The 18,069-nt window shown below is 76.4% G+C and carries 12 protein-coding genes; 4 read left to right on the forward strand and 8 right to left on the reverse strand.

The features are described from left to right. Positions 1-3 precede the first annotated feature (3 nt). Positions 4-1,221 carry a multidrug effflux MFS transporter gene (locus tag ABT158_RS11710; protein ID WP_352352717.1) on the reverse strand — a complete coding sequence of 406 codons (1,218 nt, stop codon included), beginning with the start codon at positions 1,219-1,221 and terminating at the stop codon, positions 4-6. Positions 1,222-1,432: 211 nt separating this feature from the next. On the opposite strand from ABT158_RS11710, the gene ABT158_RS11715 reads away from it, so the two are divergent. Beyond that, the gene (locus tag ABT158_RS11715; RefSeq protein WP_352352718.1) at positions 1,433-2,017 is read left to right on the forward strand and encodes a carboxymuconolactone decarboxylase family protein; all 585 of its coding nucleotides are present in this window, start codon (positions 1,433-1,435) and stop codon (positions 2,015-2,017) included. Positions 2,018-2,059: 42 nt separating this feature from the next. Here ABT158_RS11715 and ABT158_RS11720 read toward each other — a convergent pair whose 3' ends face one another. The 6 genes from ABT158_RS11720 to ABT158_RS11745 all read right to left on the reverse strand — a co-directional run bounded on the left by ABT158_RS11720 (position 2,060) and on the right by ABT158_RS11745 (position 9,322). Continuing rightward, complete coding sequence (locus ABT158_RS11720) at positions 2,060-2,953, reverse strand: class I SAM-dependent methyltransferase (RefSeq protein WP_352352719.1); 894 nt, start codon at positions 2,951-2,953, stop codon at positions 2,060-2,062. Positions 2,954-2,973: 20 nt separating this feature from the next. Next, positions 2,974-4,035, reverse strand: a complete 1,062-nt coding sequence (locus tag ABT158_RS11725; protein WP_352352720.1) for a GNAT family N-acetyltransferase — start codon at positions 4,033-4,035, stop codon at positions 2,974-2,976. A 29-nt stretch (positions 4,036-4,064) separates the two neighbouring features. Beyond that, a complete protein-coding gene (locus ABT158_RS11730) occupies positions 4,065-5,279 on the reverse strand; it encodes an ATP-grasp domain-containing protein (RefSeq protein WP_352352721.1) in 1,215 nt (404 codons plus the stop codon). Beyond that, complete coding sequence (locus ABT158_RS11735; RefSeq protein ID WP_352352722.1) at positions 5,276-6,886, reverse strand: carbamoyltransferase family protein; 1,611 nt, start codon at positions 6,884-6,886, stop codon at positions 5,276-5,278. The genes ABT158_RS11730 and ABT158_RS11735 overlap by 4 nt, the downstream gene beginning before the upstream one ends. A gap of 4 nt (positions 6,887-6,890) precedes the next feature. Then, positions 6,891-8,138, reverse strand: coding sequence for a hypothetical protein (locus ABT158_RS11740; RefSeq protein WP_352352723.1), 1,248 nt, complete (start codon positions 8,136-8,138; stop codon positions 6,891-6,893). A gap of 125 nt (positions 8,139-8,263) precedes the next feature. After that, a complete protein-coding gene (locus ABT158_RS11745) occupies positions 8,264-9,322 on the reverse strand; it encodes a trypsin-like serine peptidase (protein WP_352352724.1) in 1,059 nt (352 codons plus the stop codon). 165 nt (positions 9,323-9,487) lie between these two features. On the opposite strand from ABT158_RS11745, the gene ABT158_RS11750 reads away from it, so the two are divergent. Both ABT158_RS11750 and ABT158_RS11755 read left to right on the forward strand, forming a co-directional pair. Further along, on the forward strand, positions 9,488-10,147 hold the full coding sequence (locus ABT158_RS11750) for an AMP-binding protein (RefSeq protein WP_352352725.1): 660 nt from the start codon (positions 9,488-9,490) through the stop codon (positions 10,145-10,147). A 69-nt stretch (positions 10,148-10,216) separates the two neighbouring features. Continuing rightward, the gene (locus ABT158_RS11755; protein WP_352352726.1) at positions 10,217-12,703 is read left to right on the forward strand and encodes a LuxR C-terminal-related transcriptional regulator; all 2,487 of its coding nucleotides are present in this window, start codon (positions 10,217-10,219) and stop codon (positions 12,701-12,703) included. 56 nt (positions 12,704-12,759) lie between these two features. On the opposite strand, the gene ABT158_RS11760 is transcribed toward ABT158_RS11755, so the two are convergent. Then, on the reverse strand, positions 12,760-16,191 hold the full coding sequence (locus tag ABT158_RS11760; protein ID WP_352352727.1) for an AfsR/SARP family transcriptional regulator: 3,432 nt from the start codon (positions 16,189-16,191) through the stop codon (positions 12,760-12,762). A 214-nt stretch (positions 16,192-16,405) separates the two neighbouring features. On the opposite strand from ABT158_RS11760, the gene ABT158_RS11765 reads away from it, so the two are divergent. Further along, positions 16,406-18,055: an amino acid adenylation domain-containing protein gene (locus ABT158_RS11765; protein WP_352352728.1), complete on the forward strand. Its 1,650-nt coding sequence runs from the start codon at positions 16,406-16,408 to the stop codon at positions 18,053-18,055. The last annotated feature ends 14 nt before the right edge of the window (positions 18,056-18,069 follow it).

An 18,069-nucleotide genomic window follows, 5' to 3' on the forward strand; every position in this document is an offset into this window, starting at 1 on the left:
GGCTCAGCCGCGGGCGGGGGCCTCGGCGGTGGCAGGGCCGGTCTCGGGCAGGCCCCGGGTCAGCAGGCGGGCGCCGACGCCGAGCAGCGCGCTGACGACCAGCGTGACGCCCATCGGCAGCCCGGTGTCCGCGCCGCCCAGGCCGACCAGCGGCGAGACCAGCGCCCCGAGCGCGAACTGCAACGCGCCCATCACGGCCGCCGCCGTGCCGGTCGCGTACGGCGCCCGCCCCACCGTCAGCGCCGCCGCGTTCCCCATGATCAGGGTGACCGAGCTGACCAGCACGAACAGCACCGGCAGCACCACCACCGCGGCCATCCCCGCCCCCAGCAGCACCAGCAGGACGGCCGACAGCCCCAGCACGACGCCCTGCCCGGTCCGCAGCAGCCCCTCCGGGCTGAACCGGCGCACCAGGCGCGCCCCGGCCAGGCCGGTCAGCGTCATGCCCAGCGCGTTGGCCGCGAACGTCACGGTGTAGGCGGGCGTGGACAGGCCCAGGACGTTCTGCACGACGAAGGGCGAGGCCGAGATGTACCCCATCAGCCCCGCGAAGCCGAACGCGAAGGAGAAGGCGTAACCGAGATAGCCCCGGTCGGCGAACAGCCGCCGCACGGTCCGCCCGGTGGCGGCCAGGCCGCCCGCGTGCCGGCGTCCGGGCGGCAGTGTCTCGGGCACGACGAGCGCCGAACCGAGCAGCATCACCGCGGAGATCCCGGCCATCACCCAGAACTCCGCGCGCCACCCGGCGGGCGACAGCGCGCCGCCGATCAGCGGGGCCACGACGGGCGCGACGCCGACCACCGAGGCCAGCAGCGAGAAGATGCGCGCCGCCGCCCGGCCGGAGGTCAGGTCGGCCGCCACCGCGCGGCCGATGACGATGCCCGCCGACCCGGCGAACCCGTGCACGAAACGCAGGGCGACGAGCGTCCTGATGTCCGGCGCGAGCGCGCACAGGACGCAGGCGGCCAGGGCCGCGGTGGTGGCCAGCAGGATCGGCCGGCGGCGGCCGAACCGGTCGGACAGCGGCCCGATGACGAGCTGCCCCAGCGCCAGCCCGGTGAGGAACGCGGTCAGCGTGAGCTGCACGCCGGCCGCCCCCGTCCCCAGGTCGGCCGCCAGGTCGGTGAACACGGGCAGGTACATGTCGGTGGCCAGCGGCGCCACCGCCGACAGCAGGCCGAGCACGACCAGCAGCGGCCCGGACACCCCGGTCCTGGTCACGAGACACGCCCCGGCGGGCGGTGACGGTGGCGGTGGGGAGTGGCGAACTCCATGGTCATGATCTCCAAGACGGCCGCGCGGCTAGAGACCTAGGATGTTCCGTGATCCGGCCACGGCTAACCGTGCCACCGCCGGCCGAGGGCGAGACGTCACCGCAGGTCACCCGCCGGCGGAGCCCGGGTGGCCCGCGTCGTCGAGACAGGAGCACCGCATGACCGCCCGGCTGCCCGCCCTTCCCCCGGAGGACCTGGACGACGCCCAGGCCGAGGTCTACCGCGCCATCACCGGCGGCCCTCGGGCGGCGGGCCCCCAGGTCTTCCCCCTCGCCGACGAGCGGGGACGGCTGCGCGGCCCGTTCAACGCCATGCTGCTGAGCCCGCCGGTCGGCGGCGCGCTCCAGGCGCTGGGCGCGGCGGTGCGCTACGGCTCGGTGCTGCCCGGCCGGGCCAGGGAGCTGGCGATCCTCGTGGTCGCCGCCCACTGGGGCAGCGACTTCGAACGCGACGCGCACGAGGCGGTGGGCCGGTCCTGCGGCCTGACCGAGGCCGAGCTGACCGCGGTGCGCGAGGGACGTCCGCCCGGCCTGGCCGACCCGGCCGAACGCGCCGCCGTGCGCGCCGCCCGCGAGCTGACCCGGACGGGGACGCTGGGCGAGGAGGACTACCGGGCGGTCACGGCGGCGCTCGGCGAGCGCGGCCTGTTCGAGCTGACCACCCTGGTCGGCTACTACGCCACGCTGGCCCTCCAGCTACGCGTCTTCGCCGGCGAGCTCCCCCCGGAGCGCCGCGAGCGCTGAACGGCGGCTCCCCCCGGAGCGCCGCGGGCGTTGAACGGCGGCTCACGCCGGGAGGCGTCCGGCGGGTCTGGTGGACAGGGCGACCAGGGCCGTTCTCGGGACCTCCGCCACGTACTGCCCGTCGCGCCGGTGGACGACGGGACGGGACGGCGCGGCGGGCTCCGGCGGCCGGCGCCGCTCGCTCCCGGCCCGGACGATCAGCGGGTCGTACAGGTCGAGCACCCGTACGGGCAGGCCCGCGTCGGCGAACAGGGCGGACAGGCCGGGCCGGGTGAAGTGCCGGTAGGCGTGCCCGCCCGCCGCGTGCGGATGCACGACCTGCGCGAAGAAGCCCGCCATGGGGCCGGAGTCGTCGAAGTCGTGCAGCACGATCCGGCCGCCCGGCCGCGTCACCCGCGCCGCCTCGGCCACCGCGCCCGGCCGGTCCGCCGGAGGGATGTGATGGGTCCCGTACGCCAGCAGCACCCCGTCGACCGACCCCTCCCGCAGGAACAGGAACTGGGCGGCCTGGCGCACCGCGGGCAGCCCGTGCGCGAGGGCCCGGTCGACCATCTGGCCGGACAGGTCGCCGGTGACGATCGCCGGTTTGACGTCCAGGCTGCCGAGCCGCCCGGCGGCGGCCCGCGCGACCGTCCCGTCCCCGCCGAGGACGTCCAGCAGCAGCGGCGGGCCGGACGCCGGATCGGGGGCGAGCAGCCCGAGCAGCGCCCGGATGCCGGTCCAGCGCACCAGCGCGTCCTGCTGCGCCCGGCGGTAGGAGTCGCCCCGCCCGTCGCGGTCGGAGTCGAACTCGCTGCTGGTCGCGGCGAGCACGCCGAGCGCCCGCGCCGCGCCCGGCCGGTCGAAGTCCAGCACGGCGTGCAACTGCGGATGGACGGTCGCGACCAGGCGCAGGTACTCGTCCAGGGTCAGCGAAGGGAGATAGGAGGCGCGCACCGGCCCTCGTCCTTTCCGGGTCACGTGCTGGCTGGCGGGGACGGGAGCTGCGGCGGGTCGAGACGGTGGCCCAGCCCGCCGACGAGCCGGGTGACCGTCGCGCTGCGGGCGGCGAACAACCGGCTGCGCGGCTCCAGCCGCACCCCGAACTGCTTCTTCGTCTCGTACGCCGCGCCGCCGAGCCGCAGCCGGCGCGCGCCCGAGCCGACGGCGGCCCGTACGCACGCCGCGAGCAGCGCGTGGTAGACGGCGGTGCCCTCGGTGAGCGCGTAGTCGCGCCCGATCCACCGGGCGACCAGCTCGTCGCCGTCGCGCAGCAGGGCGACGCAGCCGGCCGGCGCGCCGTCCCGGCGGGCGGCCAGGACGGTCAGGTCCGCGCCCAGCGCGCCGGCCGCCTCGGCGAACAGGGCCGGCCGGTAGAAGACGTGCGGCCCGTGGCGGAGGTCCACCGCGGCCACCATCGGGCCCAGCCGGTCCAGCAGCCGCTCCGGCTCCCCGCCCGGCCCGGCCGTCAGCGGCCGGACCTCGATGCCCTCCCGCGCGGCCCGGCGCTGCGTGCGCCGGATCTCGGCCCGCCTCTTGCGCGGCAGATGGTCCAGGTACGCCTCGTACGACGGCCACGTCAGGTCCAGCAGCGTCTCCGGCAACCAGCCCAGGCGGCTGTAGCCCGGCTGCCCGGCGGCGTACGGCAGGTGGTCGACGACGCAGAACAGCAGCCGCTCGCGCCTGACCAGCGACCGCACCGCCCGCAGCAGCACCCGCCGCTGCGGCCCCTCGCCGCCCAGCAGCCCGGACGTCGCCGTCATCGGCGCCTGGACCTGGAGGAACGGCCACCTCCTGGTCAGCCGCCCGAACCGGGACTCCAGCACCGGGTTGTGCAGCCGGTGCTCCAGCGCGCACACCGCCGCGGCCACAAGCCCGCCGTCCTTGCGGACCAGCAGGTAGCGCGGCCGGTGCCCGGACAGCACGCGTTCGGCCAGGGCCAGCCAGTGATGCCGCACGAAAGGCACGCCGTCGGCGAGCGCGTCCCACTCCCCGGCCCCGACCTCGCCGATGGAGGCCGCCACCTCAACGCGGTACATCGCCCGCCTCGCCGGCCGGGCGGGACACCTCAGCGCCGTCCATCGCCGCGCACCTCGAAGCGCAGCTCCCGGGTCACGGCGGCGGCGGCCGCGTCCAGCTCCGCCGGGCCGGACGCGTGCACGACGAACCAGCCGAGCCGGTCGGAGACGTCGCGGTAGGGCCGCACCCGCTGCCCGGGGCGGGCCAGCAGGACCAGCTCGGCCACCCCCGGCAGCGCCCTGGCCGCCGCCACGCCGGACACCGACACCAGCTCGCCCGCCCGCCCGGCGGTCAGCACCTGCCACAGGACCGGCCGGGGCGGGTGCGGGCGCAGCTCGATCGGCAGGCCGACCGCGGCCTGCACGGCGGCCCGCACCGGATCGACGCCGTAGCAGGACCGCACCATGTCGTCGGTGCCGTTGCCGCCCGTGCGCAGCCCGAGCTCGATGACGTACGGCCGGCCGTCAGGGGTGACGATCAGGTCGAGGTTGAGCGGGCCACGCCGGTAGTCCAGGCGCTCGCAGACCTTGTCCATGATCGAACGCGTGGTGTCCAGGACGCCGCCGGGCAGCCCGGCCGGCATCCGGCGGCTCATGGTCAGCACCAGCGGCGGCGGGCTCACCGTCTGCAGGCTGGTCGCGACGAACGCCACCCGCCCGTCGTCCACGACGCACTCGCAGTTGCACAGGACCCCGCGGATCTCCTCCTCGACCATCACCAGCCCGCCGTACGAGCTGCGCCGGGCCTCCTCGGCGGCGGCGCGCACGTCGCCGGGGGAGGCGCACCTGCTCACCCCGCGCCCGCTCTGGGCGTCGGCGGGCTTGACCACCACGGGGAACGGCAGCCCGCGCGCCCGGACCGCCAGGTCGGCCGGGTCGTCGCCGACGATCCACGGGTAGGAGGACACGCCCAGGTCGTCGAGGATGCCGCGCAGCACCCATTTGTCCACCGAGGCCCGCGCCGCCGTCTCCGACAACCGGCCCGGCAGCCCGAACGCGTCGGCCACCGCGCGCAGCGCGGGCACCGCGACGTCGCTGGAGGGGGCCACCACGCCCGCCAGGTCGGCCCGTCCGGCGAGCGCGGCCGTGACGGCGGCCGGGTCGTGCGTGCTGACCGGCAGGTACTCGTCGGCGAGGGCGACGCCGGGCGCGGCGGCCGAACGGTCGACGGCGATCGTCCGCAGGCCCATGCCGGCCGCCGCCCGGTAGGTGGACAGCGAGCCGTCGGCGGCCCCGAGCACCACCAGGGACCTCGCGCCGCTCACCGGCCCGCCTCCTGCCGGCCCCGGTCGTCCGCCCGGCGTTTGCGGGCCCAGAACGGGCCGAGGGCCAGCGCGTCCGCGCCGGTCCTGAGGTAGCAGGCGACGGCGTCCTCAGGGGTGCACACGATCGGCTCGTCGTCGTCCCGGAAGGAGGCGCCGGCCAGCATCGGCACGCCGGTCAGCGCCTCGAAGCGGGCGATCAGGGAGTGGAAGAGCGGGTTGGCGGCCCGGCTCACCGTCTGCACGCGGGCGCTGCCGTCCACGTGCGTGATCGCCGGCACCTCGCCGCGGCGGTGGTCCAGCACGTCGAAGCCGAGCAGCATGACCGGCGAGGGATGTCCCCCGGCGAAGTAGTCCGCGGACCGCTCGGCCAGGCACGACGGCGCGAGCGCCAGGAACGGCTCCCGGCGCCTGACCCGTTCGTTCATGCGCGCGGCGGACGTGGGGTCGCGCGGGTCGGCCAGCAGCGAGCGGTTGCCCAGGCCGCGCGGCCCGCACTCCGTCCGGCCCTGGAACCAGCCCACGATCAGGCCGTCGGCGATGCGGGCGGCGGCGTGCCCGGCGATGTCGGCCGGCCGCCGGTAGTCCACGCCCGCGTCGCGCAGCGCCTTCTCCATGCGTTCCTCGGTGAAGCCGGGCCCGGCGAAGACGTGGCCGCCCGCCGGGCGAGGCCGGCCGTACCGGCCGACGCTCACCTCCAGCGCCGCGCCGAGCGAGGCGGCGGCGGGCTGGGCGAACAGCTCCTCGAAGCCGGACTCGGCCAGCAGACGGCCGTTCAGCATGGGGTTCATCGCGGTCTCGCCGGCCACCGCGAGCCGGGTCGCCCCGGTCGTCTCGCGCAGCCATCGGGCCAGGTGCAGCCCGGCGTGCTCAAGGGTGGCCTGGAGGGCGAAGGCGATGTCCACGGCGTGCTGGGTGAGCATCTTCCCGGCGGGCGGGGGCGGCGGGCCGAAGGCGTCGATGAACCTCGCCGAGACGGTGTGCCGCCCGCCGCCCGCGTGCGGCTCGAACCAGCTCAGGTCCAGCTCGTGGCCGCCGTACGGGGTCAGGCGCAGCAGGTCGGCGAAGGGCTGGACGTAGGTGTCGCCGCCGTAGGCCGCCAGCGCCATCACCTTGTCCTCGTCCAGGCCGGGACGGAAGCCGAGGTAGCCGGTGACCGCCGCGTACAGGGCGCCCAGCGCGTGGGGGTGACCGACGTGCCGCAGGTGCCTGATCCGGTCCCCTTCGGCGATGGCCAGGCAGGTGCCGGTCCCGTCCATCGTGAGCACGGCGGCCGAGTCGAACGGGCTCACGTGGTAGGCGCCGGCCGCGTACGCGCGGTGGTGTTCCACCAGGTGCACCCCGAACCCGGCCGGCCCGGTGTGCCCGGCGGCCTCCCTGACCTCCCAGCAGGGCGGGGAGCCCGTCCGCCGCCCGTGGAAGGCCACGTGGTCCACCTCGTCCAGCCCGATGCCCGCCTGTTCCAGGCAGTACGCGACCGCCCGGCGCGGGAACCGGCCGTCGTGCCGGACGCGGGTGAGCCGCTCCTCCTCGGCGAACGCCACGATCTCGCCGTCGCGCACCAGCGCCGCCGCGGAGTCGTGCGCCCGGGAGATGCCCATTACGTACATGTCGTCACTCCGAGTTCCGCGAGATCAGCATCCGGCGCATCACATGGGCCTTCACGGGCACCCCGAGGGCCAGCGCCACCAGGCCCCCGGCCGCCCCCGACCACGGCACGACGACGACCGCCAGCGAGGCGGTGGCCACCAGCCCGGCGAACGCGCCCGCCGACGTCACGGCGAGCACGTCGTTGTTCGTGTTCTCCACCAGGTAGGTCGCGTACATCACGGTCAGGAACAGGGCGAGCACGACGAGGACCAGCCCGGCCAGGACCACCGGCGACGCAGCGGGCCCGTCCGGCGCCCACCGGAGCAGGGCCGCGCAGGCGACGGCGGCGGCGGCCCCCGCCCACCCGGCCCGGCCCAGGAGACGGACCGCCCGCGCCCGTCCGGCCCGTCCGGCGAGCCCGCGCAGCCGCCGCGAGGTCGCGGGCTGCGCGACCCGCAGCAGGTAGATCACGAGCTGGCAGACCGCGACCGCCGGCAGCAGCGCGAGATACAGCACGCCGCTCTGCCCCGCCCGTCCCGAGGCGCCGAGCACCAGGTACACGACCGCGAAGCAGAGCGCGTCGCACAGGTCGGCCGCCCCCAGCAACCAGGCGGCCCGCGACAGGGGAGGCAGCAACGACCGCCGCCCATGACCGGCGGGCGGGCGCAGCCAGTCGCGGGGGAGCGCGGCGAGCGCCCCGCAGGTCACCGCGACCGTCCCGGCCAGGACGAGCAGCAGGTGCGTCTGCGGCGGCCAGCCCGTCCACAGGGTGGCGGCGGTGACGGTGAGCACCACGCCGCCGCTCGCCACGAAGGCCGTCGTGTCCAGCACCGGCCGGCCGCGTACGCGGTGCAGCCCGGAGACCGTCATCAGCAGGCCCGTGCAGGCCGACCACGCCCCGGCCGCCAGACAGAGGGCCGCCATGGACGACGGCGCGGTCACCGCCACGGGAACGAGCACCGCCAGCAGCACCGCGACCGGCGCGGCGGACATGGCCACCGTCAGCCTGGCCACCGCCGGGCCGGTCCGCCTGACCCGCGCCAGCGTCTTCAGCGCGGCCTTCTCCGGCGCGTCCGCGACCAGGAGCAGCCAGCCGCACAGCCCGAGCGCGGTGGCGTAGTGGCCGAACGTCGCCCCGTCCCACACGGCCGCCGGCGCCGCAGCGGCGACCTGCGTACCGGCCCTGAACGCGCCCCGGCCCGCCAGCAGCCGCAGCACCGCCGCCGGGCGGAGGCGGGACGCGGCATGCGCGTCGGCACTGGTCTGGGTCAACGTGGTCCCCCGTGGGTCGCCTGACGGCGTGGTGGCGTTCGTGCGCCGGGTCAGAGCGTCCGCCGTGCGGCCGGAATACCGGCCGGGGGGCCCAAAACAGATCGGTCAGCGGACGCCGGCGGTGGTCAGGCGGCGCCGGAGCGTTGTGCGGCCTGGTAGACGGCCATGGCCTCGTTGCCGAAGAAGGGGCCGAACATGAAGTCGGGGGCGAAGTCGTACTTGAAGCTGTTGACGGAGTTCAGCCAGCCGAGGCCGGTGGAGGTGTCGAAGCCCTCGAACCACGGCCCGCCGCTGGACCCGCCGGTCATCGCGCAGCGCAGCCCCTGGTCGCGGGTCCTGACCGGGTCCTTGAACACCCGTCCGCTGCAGAACACCAGGTCGGAGCCGTCGAAGGGGGCGGCGGCCGGGTAGCCGAAGGAGAACATCTGCCGCCCGGTGGGCTGGTTGAAGGCGACGCCCTGGCCGCCGACGACGTCGGTGAGCGTGCGTCCCTGTAAAGGCGCGACCACGGCGGCGGCGACGTCGAAGTTGATGTCCTCGTTGGTGTTCCACTGCTGGGTGGTCAGCAGCCGGGTGGCCACCCACGTGCCGAACGGGCGGCGGCCGTTGTCGAAGCCGGGGACGAACACCCAGTTGCGGTGGGCGGCGCCGCCCATCTTGACGCAGTGGCCCGCGGTCATCACGACGCTCTGGTTGGCGCTGGTCACCGCGGTGCCCGAGCAGGAGGCCGTACGTCCCTCGGCGGTGGTGAAGAAGACCCGGCCGACCGTGCGGGCGACGCCGCCGCCGTCGGCCCACGCCTGGCCCGGACTGTCCTGCGCGGGCGCCGCCCGGCGGGCCGCCGCCGTGCTCCCGGCGAGCGAGGAGGCCGCCCCGCCGGTCCAGGAGCCGGTCCAGGAGGAGGTGGTGATCCGGCTGCCCGTGACCCCGCGCGTGGCCCAGGGCGTGCCCTGCGTCGGCCCGTCGGAGGACGTCCCGCGGCGCGGCGTGGGCGCGGAGAGCGGCCTGGCCGCCCGCATGCGCTCCGGCGTCCAGTACTCCATGACGGTCCTGCGCTGCGACGACGAACCGGCCCCCGACCAGCCCACGGGCCCGCGGTCCAGGGCGGTCCCGGCCTGCGCGGGGACCGGCGCGCCCGCCACGGCGAGCGCGACGACGGCGAGCAGGGCGACTCTGCGGTGCATGACGTACCTCCGAAACCGGAACCGGGATCTGCCGTCAGGAGGTACGCGCGCCGCCCCCGCGCGGGCTCAAGCCATGCGGAATCGGGTATGGCCGCGGCCGGATTACACACCCGGTTACACACTCTGGACCATGCCGCCCGGCCGCCTCCTTCCTAACCTGGGGCCATGACTGGTTGGACGGAGACGGTCCTGCTGCGGGCGGCCGCGCTCGGCCCGCGGGTGGCGGTCGCCGAGGCCGCGAGCGGCGCCACGCTCACGTACGGCACGCTCGCCGTCCGCGCCCGCCAGGCCGCCCAGGGCCTGCGGCGGCGCGGCCTGCGCCCCGGCGACCCGGTGGTGGTGCTGCTGCGCGGCGGCTGCCACCTGCCCGTCGCCGGGTACGCCGTGCTCGCCGCGGGCGGCGTGGTCGTGTCCATCCCCGGTGGACCGGCCGCCGCCGGCGCCCGCATCATGATCACCGACCGGGACGACGCCGACGCCATCGCCCAGGAGGCCGACATCCGGCAGGTCTACTCCTTCACCGGCATCCCCGGCACGGCCGGCTTCGACAGCCTGCTCGGCGCCGACGGCCCGATCGAGCCCACCGCCCGGCTCACCACCGCCCGCAAGGTGGGCGCCGCCGACGTCGTCCTGGTCGCCGGGGCCGACCTGCGGGCCTACGACATGGTGCTCGGCGCGGGCGCGCGGCTGGTCGCGGCGCACGAGCCCGACCCGGCCGAGTGCCGCCGGATCATCACCGAGCACGACGTCACCCTGCTGATCGACGCGCGGCTGCGGGTCGTCCCGGTCCGCGCAGCCGGTCCCGCGCTTGGGGCAAACCTCTGACAGCTCGTGAGGGCGGTGTCACACTGGGTGCCAATCCTGGGGTCCAGACACATGAGGATCATGGTGACGTTGCTCAGACACAACCTTCCCGCCGAGCCCGACAGGTTCATCGGGCGGGAACGGGATCTGGAGGAGCTGTGCGGGCTGGTCGGTGAGGTCAGGCTGCTGACGCTCAGCGGCGTCGGAGGCACCGGCAAGACGCGGTGCGCGCTGCAGATCGCCTCCCGGCTGGTCCCGTCCTTCCCCGACGGGGTCTGGCTGGCCGAGCTGTCCAGGCTGACCCGGGCCGACCTGCTGGTCCACGAGATCACCAAGGTGCTGGGCGTGCACGAGGAGGGCGTGCGGCCGCTGCTCGACACGCTGGTCGACTTCCTGCGCGGCAAGAAGCCGCTGCTCGTCCTGGACAACTGCGAGCACCTGGTCGAGGCGTGCGCCGAGCTGGCCGAGCGGCTGCTGAGCTCCTGCGAGGACCTGCGGCTGCTGGTGACCAGCCGGGAGCCGCTGAAGATCCCCGGCGAGCTGGTGTGGCGGGTGCCGCCGCTGGCGCTGCCCGGCCCGGCGGAGGCGGCCGAGGAGGTCGAGCAGGTCGAGTCCGTGCAGCTCTTCCTTGACCGGGCGCGGTCGGCCGGGTCGGGGCTCGCGGTCACCGGCGCCAACGCCGGCGACATCGCCCGGCTCTGCCACGCCCTCGACGGCCTGCCGCTGGCCCTGGAGCTGGCCGCGGCCAGGACCGCCGTGATGTCGCCCGGCCAGATCTCGGCCCGGGTCAACGACCGGTTCCGGCTGCTGACGGCGAGCGGCCGCACCGCGCCGGCCCGGCAGCGCACCCTGCTGGCCACCCTCGAATGGAGCCACGACCTGCTCTCCCCGCAGGAGCAGGTGCTCTTCCGGCGGCTCGCGGTGTTCAGCGGGCCGTTCACCCTCGACCTGGCCGAGTCCGTCTGCGCGGGGCCGAGCCTGGCCGCCGCCCAGGTCCTCGACGTGCTCAGCGGCCTGGTCGACAAGTCGCTCGTGCTGTTCGACCAGGGCAGCTCGTGCTACCGGCTGCTGGAGTCGGCCCGCCAGTTCGCCGCCGGGAAGCTGGAGTCGGCCGGCGAGGCCCGGCAGCTGCGCGACCGGCTGCTCCACGGCCTGGCCGACCTCGCCCACCACCACGGCCGCGACGTGTGGGCCACGCCCGGCCTGACCTGGCCGCAGCGCTACGCCCGGCTGCTCGCGCTCCAGGACCTGCTGGGCAACGCCCGCGAGGCCCTGTCCTGGGCCGTCGAGTCCGGCCTGGCCGAGCCCGGTCTGCGGCTCGCGTGCGGCTACATGCCGCTGTGGATAGGGTTCGGCGAGCTGACCGAGGGCCGCCGCTGGTACGAGAGCCTGCTCGCGCTGCCCGCCGCCCGCGCACTCCGCGACCTGTCCGCCGAGGCCCTGCTCCACCACGCCAACCTGGCCTACGAACAGCAGGACGCCGCCGCCTGCGGAGAGTCGGCCGCCCGCGCCCTTGAGCTGCGCCGGACGACCGGCGACGACTTCATGCTGGCCTTCACCCTCGTGATCGCCGGCATGTACGAAGGCACCAAAGGCGACATCGCGCTGGCCGCCCGGCGCGGCGAGGAGGCCCTGGACCTGGCCCTGCGCGTCGGCAACGGCCTGATCGAGGCGTCGGCGCGGCTGCTGCTGTCCGGGGCGGCCGCCTTCAACGGCCTCCGGCGCGAGTCGCTGACCAGGGGCGAGGAGGCCATCGAGGTCTACTCCCGGTTCGGCCACCTGTGGGGGGTCACCCGGGCCCACCTGGAGCTGGGCCGCTTCGCCGACTTCCTCGGCGACCTCGACAGCGCCCGCCGCCACCTGGAGGAGTGCGCCGAGCTGGCCGAGGAGATGGCGGCCAAGCCCGTCCTGGCCACCAGTCTCGGCCTGCTCGGCGCGGTCCTGGCCCGCCAGGGCGAGGCGGAGCGGGCCAGGGCGCGGCTGGCCCGGTGCGTGACGCTGAGCCGGTCCATGGGGCAGCACCTGCCGATCATCTCCGCGCTGGTCGCGCTGGCCGTCCTGGCCGAGAAGCAGCACGACCTGGAGACCGCCGTACGCCTCTGGGCCGCGGCCAAGGCCATGGAGGAGCGGCTCGGGCTGCCCGTCTGGACGTCCGCCACGCCCGAGCCGCTGCTCGCCCGCGCCCGCGCGGAGGCCGGCGAGGGGCAGGTCCAGCTCTGGTGGACGATGGGCGGCGGCATGACGGAGGAGGAGGCCCTGCGCTACGGCCTGCGCGGCGAGCGGCCGGCCCAGGGCGCGCCGCGGCCCGCGTCGGGCGGTGCGGCGGGCACTGCGTCGGGCACCGCGTCGGGCACCGCGGCGGGGGCTGCGTCGGGCCCGGCGTCGGTGCTCACGCCGCGCGAGCGGGAGATCGTCGTGCTGATCAGCCGGGGGCTGTCCAACCGGGCCATCGGCGAGGAGCTGTTCATCAGCCCGGCCACCGCCGCCCGGCACGTCGCCAACATCCTGCTCAAGCTCAACTTCGGCTCGCGCACGCAGGTCGCCGCCTGGGCCGCGGAGCACGGCGTCCTCCACTGATCCCGGCGAGGCTGATCCTGCCGAGGCTGATCCCGGCGGGGTTCCGGCGGGGCCGGTCATCGGCCCGCGGTCACCTCGGCGGGCCGGGCCGGCGGCGGATCCAGGACCGCCGTGAACAGGTCGCCGGCCCGTTCCCGGAACCGTTCGGCGGCCGGCTCGTCGCCGGTGCGGCCGTGGGCGCGGCCCAGCGTCACCAGGGCCCGCGCCTCGCCCAGCTTGTAGCCGCTGCCGGCGTGGACGCGGGCCGCGCGGGCGGCGTAGGAGATGGCCAGGCCTGGATCGCCGGCCGCCAGCGCCGCCTCCGCGCCCGCCGCCAGCGCCGCACCCTGCACCAGCACCGCGCCCGCCTTCCTGGCCAGCGCCAGCGCCGCCAGCGTGTCGCGCATGGCGGTCACGTGCTCGTCCAGGCGGGTACGCGCCACGGCCAGCCCCACGAGCGCGTCCGCCTGGCCCACGGCGGCGCCGATGCCGCGGGCCCGCTCCAGCGCGGCGCTCAGCTGCCCGACGGCGGCCCCGGGGTCGGTCTGGCAGCGGATCCGGCCGAGCCCGAGCAGGGCGTCCAGCTCCAGCTTGGGATCCCCGACCGCCAGCGCCCGCCGCAGCGCCTCCTCGGCGTAGCCGAGCGCGTCGGCCCGGCGGCCCGCGTCCAGGTGCACGTCGGCCAGCTCCCTGCACAGGTCGGCCTGGGAGCGTTCGCCGATCGCGGCGCCGAGCCCGCGCGCCGCCGTCAGGCACCGGACGGCCTCGCCCAGCCGACCGGTCAGCCGGAGCACGTTGCCGAGGCTGGCCAGCGCGGCGGCCTCGGCCGCCGGCAGCCCGCGGTCGCGGCAGAGCGACACCGCCTCGCTCAGACGTTCCTCGGCGGCGTCGAGCCGGCCCAGCTGGGTCAGCGCCAGCCCGAGGTCGACGAGCGGCGCGGCCCCCACCCGCGAGGAGCGCCGCGAGCCGTCCACGGCCAGGGTCAGCAGCCGCCGGGCCGCGCCGAGCCTGCCCTGCTGGAGGTGGACCACGCCGAGCGCGGCCAGCGCCGCGAGCTTCCCCTCCGGCCAGCCCGCCAGCTCGGCGGCCGTGAACGCCCCGCGCAGCTCCGCGACCGCCTCGGTCAGCTCGGCCGCCCGCCACCGGGTGGCGGCCAGGCAGTGCCCGACGGCCGCCTGGCCCAGGTGGTCGCCGGCCGCGCGGGCGGCCCGCCGCGCGTCCCGCAGCACGTCCGTCCAGCCGGGCTGGCCGCCGGTCAGGTCGAGGTAGCCGTTCATGGCGTCGATGAGCCGCCAGGCGTACGGGTGGCCGGGGGCGTTCCGTACGGCGGCGACGAGGTTGGCGCGTTCGGCGTCCAGCCAGGCCAGCGCGGCGGCGGCGCCGGGAAAGGCGGCCGGGCGGCCGGAGCCGTCGGCGGGGGCGCGCAGCAGGTGGGGGTAGGCGGCGTCGCCGGCCTCCCGGACCATCCGCAGGTACCAGGCCATCAGCGCGTCCAGGGCGCGGGCCCGTCCCGGCGCGGACTCCTCGGCCAGCACGCGTTCGCGGGCGTACTCCCGCATCAGGTCGTGGAAGGTGTAGCGGCCCGGCTCCGGCTCCTCGACCAGGTGCGCGGCGGCGAGCCCGGACAGCAGCCGGTCGGCCTCGGCGGGCACGGTCCCGGCCAGCGCGCCGGCCGCCCCAGCGGTGAACGTGGGCCCCGGCACGAGCGCCAGCAGCCGGAACAGCCGCCGCGCCGCCGGATCCAGGCGGTGATAGGACAGGTCGAACGCGCCGCGCACGGCCGCGTGCGGATCTCCGGTGACCGCCAAGGCCGATAATCGGGTGCCGGTGAGCCGGCGCACCTGACCGGCGATGCCGCCGACGGCGTCCCCGCCCGGCCGGCCGAGGATGCCCGCGGCGGCGATGCGCAGCGCCAGCGGCAGCCGGCCGCACGCCCTGGCCAGGTCGAGCGCCGCGTCCCGCTCGGCGGCCAGCCGTTCGCCGCCGAGGATCCCGCCGAACAGCGTGACCGCCTCGCCGGTGGACAACACGCCGAGCGGGACGGGGATCGCGCCGTCCCGGGCGACCAGGCCGTCCAGGCGGTCCCTGCTGGTGATCACGGTGGCGCAGCGCCGTCCGCCCGGCAGCAGCGGGCGGACCTGCTCCTCGCTGCCGGCGTTGTCCAGCACGACCAGCACCCGCCGGTCGGCCAGCAGGCTGCGGTAGGCCGCGCTGGCCTCCTCCACCGTGCCGGGCACGCGCTCGGCGGGCAGGCCCAGCCCGCGCAGGAACCGGCCGAGCGCCTCGATCGGCAGCAGCGGCCGCTCGGCCGAGTGCCCGCGCAGGTCCACGTAGAGCTGGCCGTCGGGGAAGCGGTGGCGGTTGCGGTGGGCCCAGTGCAGCGCCAGGGCCGTCTTGCCGGACCCGCCCGCGCCGGTCAGCACCGAGATCGCCGCCCCACCGGCGGCCGGGTCGCCGCCGCCCGCGAGCGGGTCGCGGCCGGTCGCGAGCGAGGTGCCGCCCGTCGCGAGCGGGTCGTCGCCGCTCGCGAGCGCGTTGCCGACGGTCGTGGGCAGGGCGCCGTCCGTCGCGAGAAGGGCGCCGTCCTTCGCGGGCGGGGGGCTGTCCTTCGCGGGTGGGTCGGCGGCGGCCGTGAGGAGGTCGAGGAGCCGGAGCTGGGCCGTCCGGCCGGTGAACTGGCCGGGACCGGGCGGCAGTTGCGCGGGCGTCACCGTTTCCCGGGAATCGGCCGGCCTGATCGGCGGAACGTTCCCGCGCAGGATGCGCTGGTGCAGTCGCCTCAGCTCGGGGCCGGGGTCGAGGCCCAGCTCCTCGGTGAGGCGGCGGCGGGTGCGCTCGTACCGCTCCAGCGCGTCCACGCGGCGGCCGGCCCGGCACAGCGCCAGCATGAGCAGGCCGACCAGCCCCTCGCGGAACGGGTGCTCGGCGACCAGCGCGATCAGCTCGGGTACCAGCACGGCCGCGCGGCCCGCCCGGACCTCGGCGTCCAGGCACTCCTCGACGGCGCCGAGGCGTTCCTCGGCCAGCGCGTCGCGCAGCCGGTCCAGCAGCTCGCCGCCGGAGACGCCGGTCAGCGGCTCGCCGCGCCACAGGGCCAGGGCGCGGCGCAGCCCGGTGGCCTGCCGCTCGGCCGTCTCCCCGGCGCGCGCCCGGGTGACCGCCGTGCGGAACTCGTGCACGTCCACCTGCCCGGGGTCGAGGCCGAGCTGGTAGCCGCGCGGGCGGTAGGCGATGGTGACGCCGGTCGCGGCCAGGAGGGGACGCAGCCGGGAGACGTACCCCTGCACCAGGTTGCGCGCCCCGGCCGGAGGCCGTTCGCCCCACAGGCCCTCGATCAGCCGGTTCACCGAGACGAGCCGGCCCGCGTCCAGCGCGAGCAGGGCCAGCGCCGCGCGCTGCCGGGGCGGCCCGAGCGGGATCTCCTGACGCCCCCGCCAGGCCCGCACCGCTCCCAGGAGCCCGATCTTCAGTACGTCCGCCAGACCCGCCCGTGCTGTTTCGTCTGACATATCGCATTTCCCCTTTGCCACGTCGCAGGCCGCCATACAGGAGACATGACAGGCAGTACAGCCGAAATCCTGACGCCATCAAGCCCCCGTGCAGCGCCCTGCTGCACTCTGAACGCGATCTCGCTTGGGTTCGCTCCACATTCGCTTGACACGGGCTGACAGACGCGCCGACGCGCGGCCGGCCCCGTCGCGTCACCCCGGGGAAGAGGCAGCGTTGTCCGAACCGCACCACGACGTTCTCCAGGAGTTCGCCCGCACGGCCGGGCTCCATCCGGGCCGTCCGGCCCTGGTCCACGACGGTCGCACCGTCACCTACGCCGAGCTGGCCGCATGGGTCCGCGCGATCGCCCGGCGGCTCGGGCCCGGTCCCGGGGCGGTGGGCGTGCCGGCGTCCCGCACGCCGGGGACCGTGGCCGCGCTGCTCGGCACGCTGGCGGCGGGCGGCGCGTACGTGCCCGTCGATCCGGCGCACCCGCGGGCCCGCCGGCAGGCGATGCTGGCGGCGGCCGGCTGCCGCACGCTGGTCGCGTCCGGGCCGGACGCATGGGCCCCGGACGGCGTACGGGTGATCGAGCCCCCCGATCACGGCGACCCTGACGGCGACTTCCACGACTCCCGCGGCTCCGACGACTCCGGCGACCCCGGCGACGACCTGGCGAGTGAGCTGCCGGTCGTCGCGGGGGACGCGCCCGCGTACGTCCTGTTCACCTCCGGTTCGACCGGTGCGCCCAAGCCCGTGGTGACGCCCAGGCGGGCGATCTCCGTCGTGACCGGGGCGCTGCGCGAGCTGTTCGGCATCACCCCGGCCGACCGGGTGCTCCAGTTCGCCTCGCTGAACTGGGACACCTGCCTGGAGGAGATCCTGCCCGCCCTGACCGGCGGGGCGGCGCTGGTCTTCCACGACGACGCGCACTCGGGCTCGTTCCGCCGGATGTTGCGCGCGGTCGCCGACGAGCGGATCAGCGTGCTGGACCTGCCCACGGCGTTCTGGCACGAGCTGGTACGGCACCTGGCCGACGAAGGGGCCGCGCTGCCTCCGCGCGTCCGGCTGGTGATCATCGGCGGCGAGGCCGTCAGCCCGTCGCGCCTGGCGGACTGGCGGGCCCTGGACACCGGCGGCGTCCGCCTCCTCAACACCTACGGGTGCACGGAGACCACCCTCGTCACACACGCCATCGACCTGCACGGCCCGATGACCGACGTGGCAGCGGGGGATCGGGCGTCGGCGGCGGGGGAGCGGGTGCCGATCGGGTGGGCGCTTGCGCACGTCGAGCAGCGGGTGAGTGCGGAGGGCGAGTTGCTGGTCGGGGGGCCGGGCCTGGCGCTGGGCTACCTGGGCCTGCCGGAGGCGACCGCCGCGCGCTTCGTCGCCCCCGAGACGGGCGGCGGGCGGTTCTTCCGCACCGGAGACCGGGTCACCGTGACCGGCGGCGGGGCGCTCGTCCACGAGGGACGGCTCGACCACGAGCTCAAGATCCGGGGCATCCGGGTGGACCCGGCCGAGGTCGAGGCGCACATCGCCGGCCATCCGGGGGTGGGCGCGGTGGCGGTGGCGGGCGTCACGGTCGCCGATCACATCACCCTCGCCGCCTACGTCGTCCCCCGCCCACAGCCCGGCCGGGATGCCCAGGACCCGCAGTCCGGCCGGGACGCCGAGCACACGAAACCCGGCCGGGATGCCCAGGACCCGAAGACCATCCGGGATGCCGAGGGCGGGCTGGCTGCCGAGGTGCGGGAGTACCTGCGGGAGCGGGTGCCGGGCCATCTGGTGCCCAGCCGGATCACCGTCGTGCCCGAACTGGCCTACACCACCAGCGGCAAGGTCGACCGCGCCGGTTCGCACCGGCGCTACACCACCAACTGAAGGAGATCATGCAC

The organism is Nonomuraea sp. NPDC001636, assembly GCF_040298265.1.
In the GTDB taxonomy this organism is placed as follows: Bacteria; Actinomycetota; Actinomycetes; order Streptosporangiales; family Streptosporangiaceae; genus Nonomuraea.